Here is a 17,481-nt window from a genome sequence, read left to right as displayed (position 1 = left end):
TTATATGTACAAGTCACTCGTCAAACCCGCCCTGTTTACCCTCGACGCCGAGCGCGCCCACCACTTTGTTTTCGATAACCTGCGGCGGGCCGCCCGCGTGCCGGGCGCCAAGGCCATGTTAAGAGGGCTGTACGACTTTCAACACCCCAGCCTGGAGCGGGAAGTGTTTGGCCTGAAGTTCCCCAACCCGGTGGGCTTGGCGGCGGGGTTTGATAAGAACGCCGCCCTGACCGATGAATTGGCAACGCTGGGCTTTGGGTTTGTGGAGATTGGCACCGTGACGCCCCGGCCCCAATCAGGAAACCCGCAGCCGCGCTTGTTCCGACTGCCGCAGGACGAGGCCTTGGTGAACCGCATGGGCTTCAACAACGACGGGGCGGCGGTAGTGGCGGCGCGGCTGGCCCGGCGCCAGAACCGCCAGCTGCTCATCGGCGGCAACATTGGCAAGAACAAGGACACGCCCAACGAGCGGGCTGCCGAGGACTACGTGGCGTGTTTTGAGGCGCTGGCCGAGGTAGTCGACTACTTCGTGGTGAACGTGAGCTCGCCCAACACGCCCAACCTGCGCCAGCTGCAGGAGAAGAAGCCGCTGATTGACCTGCTGCAGCAGGTGCAAGAGGTGAATTTGAGCCGGGCCACTCCCCGGCCGTTGCTGTTGAAAATCGCGCCCGACCTGACCGATTCGCAACTCGACGACATCCTGGAAATAGCCCGCGAAACCAAGCTCAGCGGCCTGGTAGGCACCAATACCACCATCAGCCGCGACAACCTCCAAACCAATGCTACCCACGTGGCAGCCCTGGGCGCCGGCGGCCTGAGCGGCCGGCCTTTGCGGGCACGGGCCACGGAAGTTATTCGCTACCTGCACCAACGCAGCCATGGCGAGCTTCCCATTATCGGCGCCGGCGGCATTCACTCAGCCGCCGATGCGCAGGAGAAACTGGCGGCGGGCGCGTCACTGGTGCAGCTGTACACCGGTTTTATTTACGAAGGCCCGGCGCTAGTGAGCCGGATTAACAAAGCGTTGGTTCCTTAATAGTGTTGCATGAGCTTAGCAACAACGTTGCTTTTCTTCCTGAGCTAGCGAACAGCACTTCGAAAAAACAACCCGTGCTAATGCACAAGTACTGGCCGCACTAGAGCCGTGCCCCTATCCTGAACTCAACTACATCGGCTGCGCCACGGTGAATTTTTAAATCGACCGCTCCAAATGCCACGTTGGTGAATTGATATTTTAGTCCCAACCGCTCGTAGTAGAACGTGGCCGATTTGTAGGGATTGTACACGTAAATGCCCACGTGCGATACAAAAGCCAGGCGCCCAAACAGCAGCTCGTGGCCCACGAATACGCCGGCCTTTTTCACGTCGGGCTGCTTGATGCCGGCACGGGTGGTGTCTTTCAGCTGGGCTTTTAGCGACTTATCGTAGAAGCCCTCGGCACCTGCTACCAAGTTGGATTTGCGATTGACGCGCCGGCCCACGGCCGCCGTTATGGAATGCACCAAGTACTTCTGGCGGTCGCTTTCGGAGCGCTGCTTGTAGCCCAGGCTGGTGCTCACGTTGTAGAAGGTCTGGCCTAGGTCGGCGGGGGCAGGCGCACTGACGTTCACTCGGGGAGCCGCGCGGAATTCGTGGTAATTGAGGCCCAGCACCAGCGTGGGCAGGTTGGCCCCCAGATTAGGCTTGGTAGTAGCGCCATTGGAAAAATGGTTCAGGCCAAGCCCTGCCAATAGACCGAGGTGGGGTGTGAGAGCATAATCGTACTCAAGTCGAAACTGCAGGGTGGCATTAAAGGCCGAACTGGCCATGTTGTTTTTGTGATTGGTTTCGCGATTGTAAGGATTGGTGAGATAGGCTAGGCCCGTGCCAAGGCGGAAGCTCAGGTCGTGCCTAGGCCCGTGCGAGAACGATTTGTTGATGTAGGGGCTAACCGCCAGCGCATGGCCCAGGATGGGATTATGGAAGTCGTAGTAAATGAATGCTACTCCCACCTTGGGGTACTTATACCAGCCGTGCCAGGGCGCAGCGCCAGTTGTTTGCCGCTGAAAGTTTAACTCGAAGCCCGTGGGGTGCGAGGTCACCAAATGACGGATGGCGGGGGTGTGCGCCATGATGATGCTGCCCTGCGCATACGCCCCCACTATCAAGGGGGCACGCACAGGCACCTCTTCTGCAGTGTGCTCTTGCGCCCGCACGGCAATGCTCAAGCTGCAACTCAGCACCAGCAGAGCGAGCCATCCGCGACGAAAAAGGCAGTAAGTCTGTGGGGTCATGAATTTGCAAGTAGGCATCAAAAATAGAAATCTAATCAAATTCTAATCTCGGCCGAAAGCCCTACTTCATTGGGACTCGTTCGGTTCGATAAGTCGTACAGCCTGAGTTATTTTGGCAAAAATGACGATTTGGCCAAAAAAGCCAGAATACCCAGAGTCAACCCTGACAGCGAAAACCTCGTGCAACTGCACTGCATCACCGTCGTTAGATGGCGAGGACTTACCCTCGATAAAGTTTTTATCCACCCAATTTTTTATTCTGTCCACTATGAAAAAAATTGCTCTATCCCTTGGGCTGCTGGCCGGCGTAGCCGGTGCTGCCAATGCCCAAACTGCCCCCCGTTTCGGCCTCAAGGCCGGTGTTGTAGCCGCCAACGTTAACGGCAAAGATGCCGATGCTCGCTTTGGCGACAACACCCAGAACCGCTTTGGTTTCCAAGCCGGTATTACCACCACCTCCACCATTGGCGTTGGCAACCTGGTGCAATTTCACCCCGAGCTGCTGTATTCGCAGAAGGGTTTCCAATACAAGCAGGGCGGAGCCAACCAAAGAACCACGCTGCACTACCTCGATGTGCCCTTGCTGATGCGCCTGAACGCCGCCGGCCTTCTGTTTGAAGCCGGACCGCAGGCGGGCTACCGCATTGGCCAGTCTACGAAGGGAGACGTGGGCCTGCCCACCGGCAACACCCGTCGCTTCGACCTAGGTTACGTTGTTGGCGTAGGCTATGAGTTGGCCAGCGGCCCCAACATTGGAGTGCGCTACAACGGTGGCCTCCGTAGCCTCTACGGCGATGCCCGGGTTCTCAACTCCGTATTCCAGTTCCAGTTGGGTTTCGCGTTCCCCGGCCGCAGCTAAGGCCTTAGGCTAAGGCAACAGTTAGTTTGAAAAAGCCCGGCTCCCATAAGTGAAGCCGGGCTTTTCTGTAGCTAGGCCAACCGGCTCTCGCCTCAATGGACGGCGGGGTAAGTGGGGCAAAAATGCAGCTTGGTTTAATGGCCTTCTGAAAATCGAAGACCTTGATATGCTTGTTGAGCAAGCTGACACAGGCAGTTCAAATCGCGCCCAAAGCTCAGTTGCAGGGCACCCAGGACCGGCTCTGAACTGCAACAGAATCAAGATGGGAGCAGAGCTGACAGCACAAGCATGCCTTGGTTTTATTGCGCCTCCTTATGGCTGAGTGAAATGCCTGAGGGTCGCCTGCTTAACTCATGTTTTCAGGCCCTTAGCCAGATGCTGCCAGGCATTAAATGCCCGTTAAATATTACTTATTATGCAACCTTCTTCCTCGTTTGCACGGTAAGAGGCCCGAATTCACCGGCAAATAAATTGAGAACCGGTGAACGACCTATTCATTTTAGTTAACCTTCAATTAGCATTATCTGCCATGAAAAAGATTGCAGTACTAGGCTTGTCTCTTTTGAGCGTATCCGTTGCCCAAGCACAAGATGCAGGTGGCCCGCGCATCGGCGTAAAAGTTGGTGCCACCTACTCCAGCATTTCCGGCTCCAGCGTGTCGCAACTAGCTGGCCCCAATTTCGATTCGAGCCTAGGCTCCTATAAGTTGGGCTACAACGTTGGGGTTGGCACCAGCTTCCCGATAAGCAGCGATGGCTTCTTTTCTATTGCACCAGAGTTGATTTACAACCGCAAGGGCTATGAAATTGAGTCGAAGCAGAAAAGCGGTTTGCCCGCCGGTACTGCTTCAGTTGAATTTGAGCAGCAGCGCGTGTTGCACTACCTCGATGTGCCCATTTTGGCCAAAATCAACGCCGGGGGCCTGTTTTTTGAGCTAGGCCCCCAAGTTAGCTACTTGTTTGGTTCTAAGACCAAGCAGCAAACCACCACCAAGTACAACAACGGCGGCAAGGACAAGGTTGAGGACAACGGCACTTTCCAAGACTTCACGGGCGTATCGACCCGCGGGGATGGTTATAAATCCGACCTGGCCCAGTTCGACATCGCCGGCGTAGCCGGCATTGGCTACCAGAGCGAAGCCGGCCTAAGCCTGAACCTGCGCTACGCCCGCGGCTTCAACTCGTTGATTGATTCCAAAAATACCGACAACGAGCCTAAGGCATTCAACAATGCTTTTACTCTTCAGCTGGGCTACCTCCTGCCGCTGGGCCGCTAGGTCTCTCACCAGAAGCTAAGCTAAAAATTTAAAACGCTGGTTGCCGAATGGCAACCAGCGTTTTTTTTGTTGAAGGCGAATATTATGTTTTTTTTAATATATTCTATCACATTTAAAATCAGGCCACTTAAACATAATCCCATCTTATTGCCAAAGCAATACTTACTGCTAGCTCAGGGCTCATGTAAATACCAAGCTTATAATCTAGTATTTAGTTAAAAATTTACACATAGCTTTGCTGCGTAATTTCTTCCTCTCTCACCTTTTTCTCTCTCACACCCATGAAAAAAGTTATTTTATCCCTCGGCCTGCTGGCTGGCGTTGCCACTGCAGCCAATGCCCAAGAGGTTCGTTTCGGCCTGAAGGGTGGTGTTAACTATAGCACCATTACCACCGATGATAACGACGAAGACATTGAAAGCAAAATCGGCCTGCTGGGCGGTGCTTTTGCAAACTTCGGCCTAAGCGACCTGATTTCGATTCAGCCCGAAGTTCTGTATTCGCAGAAAGGCGCTCAATCGGAAAGCATGAACGACGCAAAGTTCAAGCTTAACTATATCGACGTTCCTGTATTGGTGAAAGTGAATGCTGGCGGCTTGTTCTTCGAAGGCGGTCCTCAAGTAGGTTTTCTGGCCGGCGCTAAGATTACGGACGGAACCACGTCGGTGGACGTGAAGGATAACTTCAAATCGGTTGATTTTGGCTATGCAGTAGGCTTGGGCTACCAAGCTGAGAGCGGCCCCATGATTGGCCTACGCTACAACGGTGGCATTACTAACATCAGTAAGGAAACCAGCGACAATGACAAAACTCGCAACAGCGCTTTCCAACTATATGTTGGCTTCGCATTCGGCGGTAGATAGGCTAGAGTTATAAGCTGAATTCAGCACTAAAAAAGCCCGTCTCTATAGCAGAGGCGGGCTTTTGGTTTGATTACAACCGCCTAGGTTAAGCGTACTGTAGCAATCAATCGTCTTTGGGAAGCAATCGGGTTGAGGCCGCGGCGGCGACTTATATTTGCATTTTTGGTGACTCTGCTACATTTTTCTCTCGCGCAGTAATCACAGTTGTAGTTTTGCGGCAGTATTCAATTTGCCGAATTATGAAAAAGTCAATTATTTCGCTTCTCCTCGTCGCTGGTCTGCACGGGGCGGCCCACGCTCAACGCGGCAACCTGGCCCTTGGGGTAAAGGCGGGGGCTTCACTGTCGCGCTTGGTAGGGGAAGACGCTAAGTCGCTGGAAAATATTTTCGGCTTTCACGCCGGCCTCCTTGCTAACCTTAGCCTTAGCAATCACATTGCCTTTCAGCCCGAGCTTTTGTATTCGCAAAAGGGCATGAAGCAGCCTAACAATAGCAGCCCTGTCATCGAAAAGCTCTACACTACCTACCGCTTTAATTACGTAGATGTACCCTTGGCCTTTCACGTCAACACCAACGGATTCTTTATTGAGGCCGGCCCACAAGTGGGCTTTCTAGTAAGTGCAAAATCAAAGTTTGGCAATGCCTCGACGGACATCGAGAGCCGCTACAACACCATCGATTTTGGCTATTTAGCCGGCCTGGGCTACCAGCGTAAATCGGGCCTGGGCGCGGGCCTGCGCTACAACGGTGCGTTCACCAACATCGGCAAGGAGAGTCTGCAGGGCTCTACTACTTACCAGGACCGGACACGAAATAGCGCGTTTCAGCTATACCTGACATACTCTTTTGGAAGGCGCTAAGCCCCGATAATGGTCATAAAAAAGCCCGGCTTCTTTTCAGAAGCCGGGCTTTGTCGTGATAGAAACTCCTTACTACTGCGCGGCTGCGTAGTTGCGGTAGAAATGCGGAATGGTTTCGATGCCCTTCAGGAAGTTGAACACCCCGAAATGCTCGTTAGGCGAGTGAATGGCATCGGAGTCGAGGCCGAAACCGAGCAGGACGGTATCCAGGCCCAACTCCGACTTAAACATGGCCACAATGGGAATGGAGCCGCCGCCGCGCGTGGGCACCGGGCGCTTACCGAAAGTGGTTTCCATGGCGTCGGCTGCGGCTTTGTAGGCCACCGAGTTGGTGGGCGTCACCACGGGCTCGCCGCCGTGGTGGGGGCGCACTTGTACGGTAACCCCGGCTGGGGCAATGCTGGTGAAGTGCTTCTGAAAAAGGTCCGAGATTTCGGCCGAGGTCTGGTGGGGCACCAGACGCATGGAGATTTTTGCGTGAGCCTGCGAGGCGATGACGGTTTTGGCGCCTTCGCCGGTGTAGCCGCCCCAGATGCCGTTCACGTCGAGCGTAGGCCGAATGCTGGTGCGCTCCATGCTGGAGTAGCCTTTTTCGCCGGCCGTGGCGGGCAGGCCAATGCTGGCTTTGAAGTCTTCTTCGGAGAAAGGGGCCTTGGCCATCTCGGCGCGCTCCTCAGCGCTTAGCTCGTCCACCTTGTCGTAGAAGCCGGGGATGGTGATGTGGCCGTTCTCGTCGTGCAGGCTGGCAATCATCTGGCAGAGGGCGTTGATGGGGTTCATCACGGCGCCGCCGTAGAGGCCGGAGTGCAGGTCGCGGTTGGGGCCAGTCACGGTCACTTCGTGGTAGCTCAGGCCGCGCAGGCCCACTTCGATGCTGGGCACGTCGTTGGCCAGAATACCGGTGTCGGAGATGAGGATGACGTCGGCTTTCAGCTTCTCTTTGTTGGCGCGCACAAAGATTTCGAGGTTGTTGGAGCCGATTTCTTCTTCGCCCTCGAACATGAACTTGATGTTGCAGGGCACGCCGCCCTGGCCATCGCGCATCATCATCTCAAAAGCCTTCACGTGCATATACACTTGGCCTTTGTCGTCGCAGGCGCCACGAGCGTAGATTTTCTCGTCCTTAATCACCGGCTCGAAGGGCGGCGAGGTCCACAGCTCGTAGGGGTCGGCAGGCTGCACGTCGTAGTGGCCATACACTAGCACGGTGGGCTTGCTGAGGTCGGTGAGGTAGTCGCCGTAGACGATTGGATTGCCGGCCGTGGGGCAGATTTCGACGTTGTTGACGCCGGCTTCTTCGAGGCGCATCCGGAGGTAGTCGGCAGCCCGCAGCACGTCGCCGTGAAACTTGGGGTCGGCCGAAACGGAGGGAATGCGGAGCCAGTCAATCAGTTCGTCGAGAAAGCGGGTTTGGTTGTCGGAAAGATAAGTGGCCATGCGAGGCTAGAGTTGAAGGATGATGGGTTGGGAACAGGGAAGTAAAAGTAGCGGGCGGGGCCGATACAGAAGCGGAACAGCAGGAGCTACTGCCGCGAGTCCAGCACCAGCTCTTTCAGCATCACATCCCCTAGCTTCCAGGCTTCGACCCAGTCTTTTTCCGGGCTTTCAAAAACAAGGATATACAGGGTGTCGGTCTTGGCATTGCCGATGGCCAGCTGGCAGATGATTTTGGGGTCCGCATCGGCCGGTGAGGCCCGGTAGCGAACCATGTACTTGTGAAAGAGGCCGTCTACGGTGGCTTGCTTTTCCAGCACTTCCAGGTTGGGACCAATGCCGGTGCGGGCGCTGAATGCCTTGGCATAGTCGGGCGCAGTCCGACCGGATTTGGCTTTTAGCTTCCGATTCACGTTGATGCTGACACCGGTTTGAAACTCGCCACCGTCCACAATTTCTTCCTGAGTGAGGAAGTAGGCGTTTGCATCTTTCTGCCCCTCGGGCTTGAAGTACCAGCCCTCGGGCATCAGCATGGCGCCTTTTATTTCGGGCAGTGCCTGCCAGGCAAAGCCAGCGGGCGGGGTACTCAGCTCGGCATTGTATTTCTGCGCAACCGCGGGCAGCGCAACGAGCAGCAAAAACAGAAAACGGAGCATAAAGGAGTGGAAAAGGAGTGAAATGACTGGTCGCTTGATATAGAACCGAAGAGCCGTTGTCAAATGCATTTGACTTCTATAGGCGCTGGTGCTGGCGCGCGTTTCTGACTGGCGACTTGGTTTGAGCCTCTGACTGGCCGCGTGAACGAGGCCCGACTGACCTCCGATTTAACCTTGAGCCAGAGGCTCAAAGCCATTTGGCAGCGCAACGAAAATGCGCGCCAGCAGCGGCTAAGCAGGCTCTTGTGAGAGCCACTCCCCAAGTTACTTTCGCCCAAACAGCGGCACCCGACTCTCGGTCCCGCTGCGCAACCGCCCAATATTGGCCCGGTGAGTATAAATGAGCAAGACAGCCAGCACAAACCCCACGTAGACCATGAAGGGCTGGGCCGGCCGGAACTGGGGCAGCAACTGTAGCAGCGCGAAGGTGAGGCCTGCCGTCATGCTGGCCAACGACACGTAGCGAAACAGCAGCAACATTACAATAAAGACCAGCAGGCACACGCCCACCGTAGCCGGTGCCACGCCCAGCATCATGCCTAGCACGGTGGCCACGCCTTTGCCGCCCCGGAATTGGGCAAAAATGGGATAGATGTGGCCCACAATGGCCAGCACGCCGCATGTCAGCTTGAAGTACAGCTCGTGCTCGGGAGCAATGGCCCCTTGGGTTACCAGCCACATCGGCAGTAAGTAGGCCGCTACAAATCCCTTCAGGGCATCAACGAGCAACACGGCAGAGCCAGCTTTGGGGCCCAGCACCCGAAAGGTGTTGGTGGCACCAGCGTTGCCGGAGCCATGCTTCCGGATATCGGCCAAGCCGAAGAAGCGGCGACCAACCCATAGAGCCGTCGGAATAGAGCCGAGCAGGTAGGCAGCCACGAGGGCGAGTAAGATGTAGAGATAGTTCATGCGGGGATAAATGTAGCGCGAAGCAACGACTACCGCATTTTGCCCATAAACGCAGAACGGCCATGCTAAGCATGACCGTTCGCTTTGCTGCCCTGCAGGGAAGCGCTTAGCTATCGCCGAAGGGGTCCTCTGTTCCTTTCTTCTTGCGTTTCTCTTCGTCCTTCTTCTGTTTCTCTTCCTGCTTTTTCAGCCTTTCGTCTTCCTTAGCCTTTTCCTTAGCCTGGCGCTCGGCTTCCTTTTTGTCTTGGGTAGCGTCGGCAGCTGGGTCAGGGGCGGGGGCAGCTTCTTTAGCTTTCTCCTTCTTGGCGGGCGCTACTGGGGCGGTGGCTTCGTCCATCACCCCATCGCCGAAGGGGTCGTTGGCCTTGGCTTTCTTCTTCTTTTTTGCGGGTTCGGCAGCGGCATCGGGTGTGCCGGGGTCGCTGGTACCAAAGGCGTCGTCGCCCTTGCCCTTTTTCTTTTTCTTGCCGTCCACGGTGTCAAAGTTGTCGGTCGGGGCAGGGTTAATGGGGCGAGCCGCCAGCTTGCCGCTCTTACCCAGGTAGTCTTTCTGGAAGTGCGAGCGGAAGGCATCCACATCCGAATAGTCGCCCACGAAAGCTCCATAGCTAGTGGCCGTGCTATAGTCATACTTGGCTTTGCTTCTGATTTCGTTTTCGAAGCTTTCGCTCGGCGACTTGGTCAGCAGCAGGTTATTAGCGTACTTAAGATAGTACCAGCTTTGCGGCTCCACCTCGAGGTACATCTCCACGACATCGGTAGAGTTTTCGCGGCGAATTTCAATGTGGCCATCGATGAGGGCATTGAGGGCCTGCTTGCCCACGCCCGACAAGCCAATCTTGCCCACCGAATACCAAGCACGGCGCTTTTCGCTCCAACGCAGGTTCACTCTGCTTAGCAAGATGGTATGCATCAGCTTGGGCGACATTTTCATGATGGGCTCGGGGCTGCCCTTGCGCATGGAGTACGCCTCTGTGGCTTTGTTGCCAACGAACTGAGCCAGCTTATACAGCTCGTTCCCGGACCCGTCCTGGGCCTCGGGCGAGCCTTTGGTGAGCTTGGCCAACTCCGCGCCCATTACATCAATGGCTTTCTGGGGCATTTCGATATCGATGCCGAGCATGGCATCAATGGAGTACCGGGCGCTGTCGGGGTTAGCAGACCCCACACCGCTGCCCACCATCTTGTAGTTCTTATTCGAGGTGATGAACGTCATAGGGCCCCGAAACTTCAGTGAGTTGGTGGCGTCGGTGTAGGTGAGGGCAGCGCCCTCGTAGGCGTTGACGTCGCTCGGGTCGTTGCGCGAAATGGTGTAAAGACCTTTTTTGTCGTCATAGCGCAAGTTGCCGTCCACCGTCAGAATGGGCACGTCAGCCTTGTCGGGCACCGCGGCGGCGTAGAGCGGGTAGACCTTGTTGCTCTGGTCCGAGAGGAACAGGCCCGTGATGAGCGGAGTGCCGTCTTCCGACTTGATGTCTTTGAGGTTGAGGCTAAAGTTCTTGGGGTCGATGGAGTCTTTCACTGCCACCCACGCGGCCGAGTTACGGTCTTTGCCAAATTGCAGCTGCACCTGGCCATCGAAGGCAAAGCCGCGGCGCTGCGAGTGCAGCTGCACGTTGCCCCGGTAGGCAATGCGGGGCGTGAGCTGAAATTTGGTGGTAGAATTGACAATCGCCGTGGCCACCGTGGGCGGACCGGCCACAGTCGATTCAAAGCCGCCTTTTTTGTCTTTGTCGCGCTGCAGGAGTTTCACCAGTTTGCCCTTTCCCGCCAGAATAGCCGCCGGGTCGGGCTCGAAGTTGGAGAAGCGCAGGGCTACCGTGTCGCGGGCCGTTTTGAAGCTGTACTCGGCGTTGCCCGTAAAGGCTTCCTTCGACACCACTTCTATCGTGCCTTTCACGAGCCTGTGGAATTTGCCCAATGAGTCTAGCTCGACGGTGGCGTTCTTAAAGCGCTGAATGCGTCCGTTGGCCAGGACATTGACCTTGCCGGAATCGGGAATAATCCACGCATCGGCGGCGGCGATGTAGGGCACACCGCCCACCTTCATCTGGTACTTGGCCAGGTCATACACGCCGCTGGAAGCCCGGAACTTCAGGCCCAGCTGGAAGGGGTTAGTGCTGTAGAAGTACGACTTGGTGGAGTCCGCATTGGCGGCTACGCGCAGCTGCACCTGCTTTTTCTTGAAGTCCCAGCGCCCACCGCTCAGTGTGGTTCTAAATTTAGAATAGGGCAAGTCGATGCTGGCTTTGCTGCCTTCTTCACGCTTAAAGTCGGCGTATCCCTTGTCCAGGTTGTAGTCGAAGGCCACCTCGTTGGCGGTGAGGGCCGGCTTGTTGGCTTCGGCCGATTTTACGTTGAGCGTAGACCGACGCCCGGAATAGCTACCGTTCTTGAAGACGAATTCCGGCGACTTAATAAAAGAATCTGGCCCGTCGAGGGTACCGCTGCCGCCCGTGCTCTTGGGCGTGAGCAGGGCCGTGCCTTTGAAACTATACCCCGACACGGTTTTGGCCTTGCGGTCGGCGGTGCTGTAGAGACGAATGGGCTCGCCCGAGCTGGGTGTGCTCAGGAACATCGAGTCGCGGCGCACATCCCAGTGCATGAGGTAGTTGGGTGGCAAGGTCATCTTGGCGATGTCGACGCCATCGCCTTTCTTGGCCGTAATCTGCCCCGACCGGCCCACCGTCACCACCGAGTCGCGGTAGAACACGAATTTATTGGAGGTGAACGTGCCTGTTTGGTAACTGACGCTGCCATCGGCCTGCAGGCCCCCGCCGTCCATTTTCACCTTATTAAACACACGGCCGCGGCCTTTGTAGAGCGGAAAGCCGTCTTTGGGTACTTCGTACACGAAGCCCAGCGAGCCGTCTTCCTGCACCGTGAGCTTGGTTTGAATATCCGGAATGATGCCGCCGCTGCGGAAGGTACCGTTGAAGCCCGACGCCGACTTACTGATGCCGTTGAGCGAGTCGAGCTTAAACGGCGGAATGTCGAACACCATGGTGGAGTCGTAGGCCCCGCCCAGCACCGACTGCTTGCCGAAGTACACGTTGGCCCCGCTTTGGGAGTCGAAGGCCGGGTACTGACCTTTCTTCTTACGGCCCGACTTGTTATTGGGGTCGTTGAGGAAGAGGCGTCCGGTAGACACCTTGCCTTTGTTGGTGAGGGCAAAGTCGGCGTGCTTGCCGGTGGGCCGGCCCTTGGCGTCCTTGGCTTCGCTGCGAATGACGATAGAGTCAATCTTGGCCATGTCGACGTAGAAGCCGTCGTAATCGAACTTGAAATCCCGGCCGCGAAAGCGCATGGCCGAGGCCACCACGGTGCCGTTGAAGTTGATGTTCCGGTTTTTCTGAATGCGGATAATGGCGCTGTCCGGCTTCACAAACACTGTAGCCGAGTCGTCGGTGAAGTTGAAACGCTCTACGCCCCGCACCAGCAGCTCGTTGGTCACGAGGTTGAGGGTGGCGTTGCGTCCCGAACCCGACAAGGACTTGATGGCAATGTGGTCGTAGTCTTTACGGTCGCGGGCCGAGGCCACGTAGTGCGAGCCCTTGGGCAGAATGATTACCTCGCCGGTTTGGGGAACCCATTGCACGTAGCCATCACGTGCGAGGCCGGCCATGGCGCTGCGCATATTTGGCTCCGAGGTTTTGAGCTCGGTAGCCAAGGTGCTCACATTGATAGTTTTGACATTGCCGTGGCTTTGGCTGTAGCCCAGCAGCATTTGCAAAGGGTGCAGGCGATTGATGCTCTTGAGCTGCTGGTAGCGGCTGTTGGTAAAGAACTCCTTGCTTTCGAAGTCGGCCGCCTGCTGGTTTTTCGAGGACAACACGGCGAAGTCGATGGTGGGGCTACCCAGGTTCCAGGTCAGGGCCTCGGTGCGGATGTCGAGTTGATGGTAAGAGTCGCTGTAGGGTGTGTTTTTATAAAGGCCTTCTTCGCGAGCGAGCTTCAGCTCCTTCTTGCTCTTATTGTACTTGAGCTCGGTGCCGGGGTGCGTTACCGAGTCTTTGGCGCCCTGGTAAATGGTAACTGCGGCGCGGCTGGCCGTGATAATGGAGTCGCCCAGCACGTAGGCCCGCGATGTGGCCTTGAACTTGGGCTTGCCCTCCAGGCTCACGATGAGGTTGGAGGGGGAACCGTCGAGGGCAGCGCTGAGCACCTTGCTGCCGGCCATGGAAATACCGCCGCGGTACTGCAGGTTCTCGCCCAGGTTTTTGATGCGAGCGTTGTTGGTGAGAGAGATGAAGCGCGGGTAACCCGTTTCGGTGTTGCCAGCCTTGCGCCGCACGTTTTTGTAGCTGAGGGCACCTTTCACAGGCGCTTCCAGCACCGCCGGGTATGCTACCGTCACGGTCTGGGCCGTGAATTCGGGCTTGGCCATATCGAAGTCAAACCCCTCCATCTCAGCCGTCACCGGGTTGGCTTTGATGAGCCAAGAAAACTGCCCGCCAGTGGCGACAAACCGATTGGTGTTGGGCACGGCAGTACCGCTTACTTTCTTCAGCATGACCGAGTCTCCGGCCGAGGCCAGGAACAGGTCGGCGTCCTTCACCACAAGCACGGCGCCGCGAGTTGGCGGGGCCAAATAGTCGTCGTAAGGCAGGGCCGAGGGCGTGAACGCTGCGGCAGGAGTGTCAAAGTCGGCGGCGCTTACCACGGGCGCAGCGGGCTTGGCGGGAGTTGTGGCTTTGGCTGGGCTGGCCTTGGCCGGTGCTTTGGCGGCAGTCTTAGCCGGGGCTTTCTTCACGGGAGCGCCCCAGCCATCGTCTGTATCGCCCCAGCCACCACCCGAGGGCGATGACCACATGTCGGCAGTATCCCAGCCGCTGCTGCTGGCTTTCTTCTTAGGGGCAGGTTTGGGGGCGGCCTTCACTGGCGCCTTGACCACAGCCGCGGGCTTTTTCACCGCAGGCTTAGCTACGGGCAGGGCTTCTTCTTTTTTAGGTGCCGGAGCGGGCGCCCCAAACTCCAGGTTGGAAGCCGGGGCGGCAATGGGTGAATAAGCAAACGACACCGTGCCGCCCACGGCCCGCAGCGTACTGTAGCCCGAGCGGTGGAGGTAGCCGCCGTTGAGAAAGCGGTTGGTGCTGACAATAAACTTCTCGGTTTCCTGCGGCGCTTCCTTTTCCAGAGTCTGACCCAGCACATCGAGGTACTGGTCCATTTGCTGGTCGCTGAGCTTGGCCGTGGTGGCACCACCGATTATGGCGCTAAACAGGAGCTCAAAGTGGGGGCGGGGCCGGAACTTCTTAGCCAGCATGGTTTGCGACAACGCCACTATGCGGGCCTGCTGCGACGAAGTAAGACGGTTGGTGCCCCACAGCTCTTTGAGCCGGGCCGCCGTGGCGCGGGCAGCCGCATTGTTGGTGCTGGCCATCATGCTCTGCACGTCCAGCATGTACTGAGCGGGGTCGGTGGAGAGCTTGCCCAACTGGTAACGCGGAGCGGCCGCCGCTGGTGGGGCGGTGGCGGCCGCTACGGGCGGTGGCGTCTTCGGCTGGGCCTGCGCCTGGGCCGAAGTATAGGCGCCCAATAGCAGGCCGAGCCACGAAGTAAGAATAACTAATCGCTTCATATAATCTAGTTGTCGTCTGTAATAGTGACTTGGGTAGCAAGCCGCGCGCGATACCTGTGGGTGATTAATCTAGCAACTCCTCTCCTGCCCTATTCGCACGCCGAATAAATGACAAATCCAGACGTTGATGGGCTGCTTTTTAAACACAAACACCTGGCATGAAGTATAGTGCCTAGTGTTGAGTCAAAAAACCCGGTACAAGTTAGGCACAATCAAAAAAGCAACACAATAACCATCGACCTTTAAGAATAATACCTCCTGATTATCAATAATTTTCTAGACAATGTCCTTTTTGGTTTCTCCTTGTTGTCCTACTTCGGTTACAGGGTAAGCAAAATCCTTGCCTTTACGCCAGCGCTTGGCCCGCGCCAGGGCCGGGCCTTGTGATTGGCAGGCGGGTGCGTTACTTTGGGCTATGAGCACTGCCCCTATTCGCACCGCCTTGCTGGCTTACGGCATGTCGGGCAAACTTTTTCAGGCGCCTTTTTTAAGCGCGCACCCCGGATTTGACTTGCAGTCGGTGGTGGAGCGCACCGAGCGGCGCATGCATCTCGACTACCCCGGCATTCGCAGCTACCCCAGCGTGGCCGAGCTGCTGGCCGACCCCGCCCTGGAACTCGTGGTGGTGAACACGCCCAGCAACACCCACTTCGACCTGGCCCAGCAAGCCCTGCGGGCCGGCAAACACGTGCTGCTGGAAAAACCCGTGGCTACGTCCGTGGCTGAGATGCAAACACTTTGGGCCCTGGCCAAGCAAATGGGCCGCCATCTGCTGGCTTATCAAAACCGTCGCTGGGACAGTGACTTTGGCGCCGTGCGCCGCGTGGTGGAAAGCGGGCAATTGGGCCAGCTTATTGAAGCGCATTTCCGCTTCGACCGCTATAAGCCTGCACTCAACACCAAGAAATTTAAGGAGGAGCCCTTGCCTGGCAGCGGCCTGCTCTACGACCTGGGCCCGCACCTCATCGACCAGGCCATCAGCCTGTTTGGCCAGCCCCTTGGCTTCCATAAAACCACTGGCCAATACCGTCCGGGCAGCCAGGTCAACGATTTCTTCTCGCTGCATCTGCGCTACCCTAAGGGGCTGAATGTGTGGCTGACCTCTGGCCTGCTCGTCGCTGACCCTGGCCCGGCCTATGTGCTGCACGGCGCCCAGGGCAGCTACAAGAAGGGCCGCACCGACCCGCAGGAAGCCCAGCTGCTGCAAGGCGTGTCGCCCCTAGCACCCGACTATGGCCACGAGAAATCCGGCCAGGAGGGCCGGCTTACCTTGGCTGCGGCCGATGGCCACCTCGCTACCCACCCCGAGGCCGCTGCTCCCGGCAACTACATGCAGCTGTTCGACGCTGCACACCAGACCATTCGCCGGGGTGTCCCCTACCCCATTCGGGAAGAGGAATTGCTGTGGCAAAACGAGCTGCTGGCAGCCGACGCGGACTGAGAGAGGACAGGCAAAGTCGCTTCAACTGTTAGGCAGAGCGCAGCGAATCATCTTCCACGCTTTTTTTGTGACGGGCTTCCTCGGCTACTACCAGAAAACCGTAGCAGAACACAAACAGGTTGAGGCCGATTTGCAGGCTTAGCATGTCGGCCACCATCATTACGGTGGCTTGGATGAGGATGAAAAAACCGATGTAGGGGTTTTGCCGCGAATGGCGCGGCACCAAGGGCCCAAACAGTACTGCGAGCCACAACCCCAGGCCGAGCACCCCGCCGCCGAGCATGGCGTTGAGGTACTGGTTGTGCACATCGGCTTGGTTGGCGGGACGCAGGCCAAAGTCTTTCCAGGCATACTGCTCGCGCATCACGGCCTGGGCATCGGCCGGGCCCACGCCCAGCAGCCAATGCTGTTTGATGATAACAACAGCCGTTTCGGCGGCGGCCAAGCGGCGGGCAAGGGAATAGTCGTTAATGTCGTGGCCGAGGAGGTACTGCTCCACGTCCCAAACCGTGGACAAGGTCCGTTGCCGCACCGACTCGAGCGTGTGATACGCCAGCCACGGGCCCGCCCCCAGCAGCAGCAGCAGCCCCAGGCCCAAAGACAGGCGTTTTTTGGCGAACAACTGCCCTACATATGCCAGCAGACCGACGTAGAGCACCAGCAGCCCGGTGCGGTAAGCCAGCACGTGCAGCGTGAGCGCGACCAGCACAGCGGCACCCATCAGCACGGCCCGCAGCCACGGCCGCACCAACGGGTGGCTCCGCAAAAGCAGCCCCCAAAAGCAACTTAAAGCCAGCATTACCCCAAAATAGACGTGAAACACGCCCGTGATGGACTGCATGTTCTGGCCGATGCTGATGGCCTCGTTGGCTGTGCTGGGGTCGAGCAGGTACTGAATGAGCGTAGCAAGGCACACGGCCGTCGTGCTCAGCACATAAAACAGCCCCACTGTTAGGCGCTGGCCAGCTGTGAGAGGCACGGCCAGCGTGAAGGCCAACGGCACACCCAGCCAGGGCAGGCTGCGAAACAGCTCGTGACGCCAGGTAGCCCACTCGCTGGTATAGAAGCCGCTCAGCAGCAGGAACACTACCAGGGCAGCCGCGCGCATAGCGGCACCGTTGCGGAAATAAGCGGGTATTTCGTGCCGCAAGTGCGGGTTGGCCAGCACGGCCGCTACGCCCACCAGCGGGGCAAGTGCCACCAGCGCCCGCGACGCCAGCAGCCCTGCCACACCCGCCAGACAAGCCAGCCACAAAAGGTGCTGCGAAAGACGGCCAGAGAAATAATATGGCACAGAAGAAAGCAAAGTGTAACTCAGGGAGTCAGTCA

12 protein-coding genes are annotated in these 17,481 nt (G+C 57.4%); 6 read left to right on the top strand and 6 right to left on the bottom strand.

Annotated elements, in window-relative coordinates:
• Positions 1 to 4: 4 nt before the first annotated feature.
• A complete protein-coding gene (locus tag ACP7AJ_RS03890) occupies positions 5 to 1,036 on the top strand; it encodes a quinone-dependent dihydroorotate dehydrogenase (protein WP_426058866.1) in 1,032 nt (343 codons plus the stop codon).
• A gap of 100 nt (positions 1,037 to 1,136) precedes the next feature.
• Here ACP7AJ_RS03890 and ACP7AJ_RS03885 read toward each other — a convergent pair whose 3' ends face one another.
• Positions 1,137 to 2,273: an acyloxyacyl hydrolase gene (locus ACP7AJ_RS03885; RefSeq protein WP_426058865.1), complete on the bottom strand. Its 1,137-nt coding sequence runs from the start codon at positions 2,271 to 2,273 to the stop codon at positions 1,137 to 1,139.
• Positions 2,274 to 2,541: 268 nt separating this feature from the next.
• Here ACP7AJ_RS03885 and ACP7AJ_RS03880 point away from each other — a divergent pair, with 268 nt between their 5' ends.
• The 4 genes from ACP7AJ_RS03880 to ACP7AJ_RS03865 all read left to right on the top strand — a co-directional run bounded on the left by ACP7AJ_RS03880 (position 2,542) and on the right by ACP7AJ_RS03865 (position 6,131).
• Entirely contained in the window at positions 2,542 to 3,132 is a 591-nt protein-coding gene (locus tag ACP7AJ_RS03880; RefSeq protein WP_426058864.1) for a porin family protein, read from the top strand.
• Positions 3,133 to 3,661: 529 nt separating this feature from the next.
• Positions 3,662 to 4,408 (top strand): porin family protein, encoded by a 747-nt coding sequence (locus ACP7AJ_RS03875; RefSeq protein WP_426058863.1) that lies wholly within the window; start codon positions 3,662 to 3,664, stop codon positions 4,406 to 4,408.
• 281 nt (positions 4,409 to 4,689) lie between these two features.
• Positions 4,690 to 5,271, top strand: a complete 582-nt coding sequence (locus ACP7AJ_RS03870) for a porin family protein (protein ID WP_426058862.1) — start codon at positions 4,690 to 4,692, stop codon at positions 5,269 to 5,271.
• 239 nt (positions 5,272 to 5,510) lie between these two features.
• The gene (locus ACP7AJ_RS03865; protein WP_426058861.1) at positions 5,511 to 6,131 is read left to right on the top strand and encodes a porin family protein; all 621 of its coding nucleotides are present in this window, start codon (positions 5,511 to 5,513) and stop codon (positions 6,129 to 6,131) included.
• A gap of 72 nt (positions 6,132 to 6,203) precedes the next feature.
• On the opposite strand, the gene ACP7AJ_RS03860 is transcribed toward ACP7AJ_RS03865, so the two are convergent.
• The 4 genes from ACP7AJ_RS03860 to ACP7AJ_RS03845 all read right to left on the bottom strand — a co-directional run bounded on the left by ACP7AJ_RS03860 (position 6,204) and on the right by ACP7AJ_RS03845 (position 14,711).
• Positions 6,204 to 7,568: a dipeptidase gene (locus ACP7AJ_RS03860; protein ID WP_426058860.1), complete on the bottom strand. Its 1,365-nt coding sequence runs from the start codon at positions 7,566 to 7,568 to the stop codon at positions 6,204 to 6,206.
• Positions 7,569 to 7,654: 86 nt separating this feature from the next.
• Positions 7,655 to 8,221: a hypothetical protein gene (locus tag ACP7AJ_RS03855; RefSeq protein ID WP_426058859.1), complete on the bottom strand. Its 567-nt coding sequence runs from the start codon at positions 8,219 to 8,221 to the stop codon at positions 7,655 to 7,657.
• 264 nt (positions 8,222 to 8,485) lie between these two features.
• A complete protein-coding gene (gene plsY / locus ACP7AJ_RS03850; protein ID WP_426058858.1) occupies positions 8,486 to 9,130 on the bottom strand; it encodes a glycerol-3-phosphate 1-O-acyltransferase PlsY in 645 nt (214 codons plus the stop codon).
• A gap of 106 nt (positions 9,131 to 9,236) precedes the next feature.
• Entirely contained in the window at positions 9,237 to 14,711 is a 5,475-nt protein-coding gene (locus tag ACP7AJ_RS03845; protein ID WP_426058857.1) for a hypothetical protein, read from the bottom strand.
• Positions 14,712 to 15,126: 415 nt separating this feature from the next.
• Here ACP7AJ_RS03845 and ACP7AJ_RS03840 point away from each other — a divergent pair, with 415 nt between their 5' ends.
• Complete coding sequence (locus ACP7AJ_RS03840; protein ID WP_426058856.1) at positions 15,127 to 16,152, top strand: Gfo/Idh/MocA family oxidoreductase; 1,026 nt, start codon at positions 15,127 to 15,129, stop codon at positions 16,150 to 16,152.
• Between the two features lie 28 nt (positions 16,153 to 16,180).
• Here the strand turns inward: ACP7AJ_RS03840 and ACP7AJ_RS03835 are convergent, their stop codons facing one another.
• Entirely contained in the window at positions 16,181 to 17,446 is a 1,266-nt protein-coding gene (locus ACP7AJ_RS03835) for an O-antigen ligase family protein (protein WP_426058855.1), read from the bottom strand.
• Positions 17,447 to 17,481 lie beyond the last annotated feature (35 nt).

The sequence above is a fragment of the Hymenobacter sp. B1770 genome, from assembly GCF_049896385.1.
Classification (GTDB): domain Bacteria; phylum Bacteroidota; class Bacteroidia; order Cytophagales; family Hymenobacteraceae; genus Hymenobacter.
This window is presented reverse-complemented; position numbering and strand designations above follow the sequence as displayed.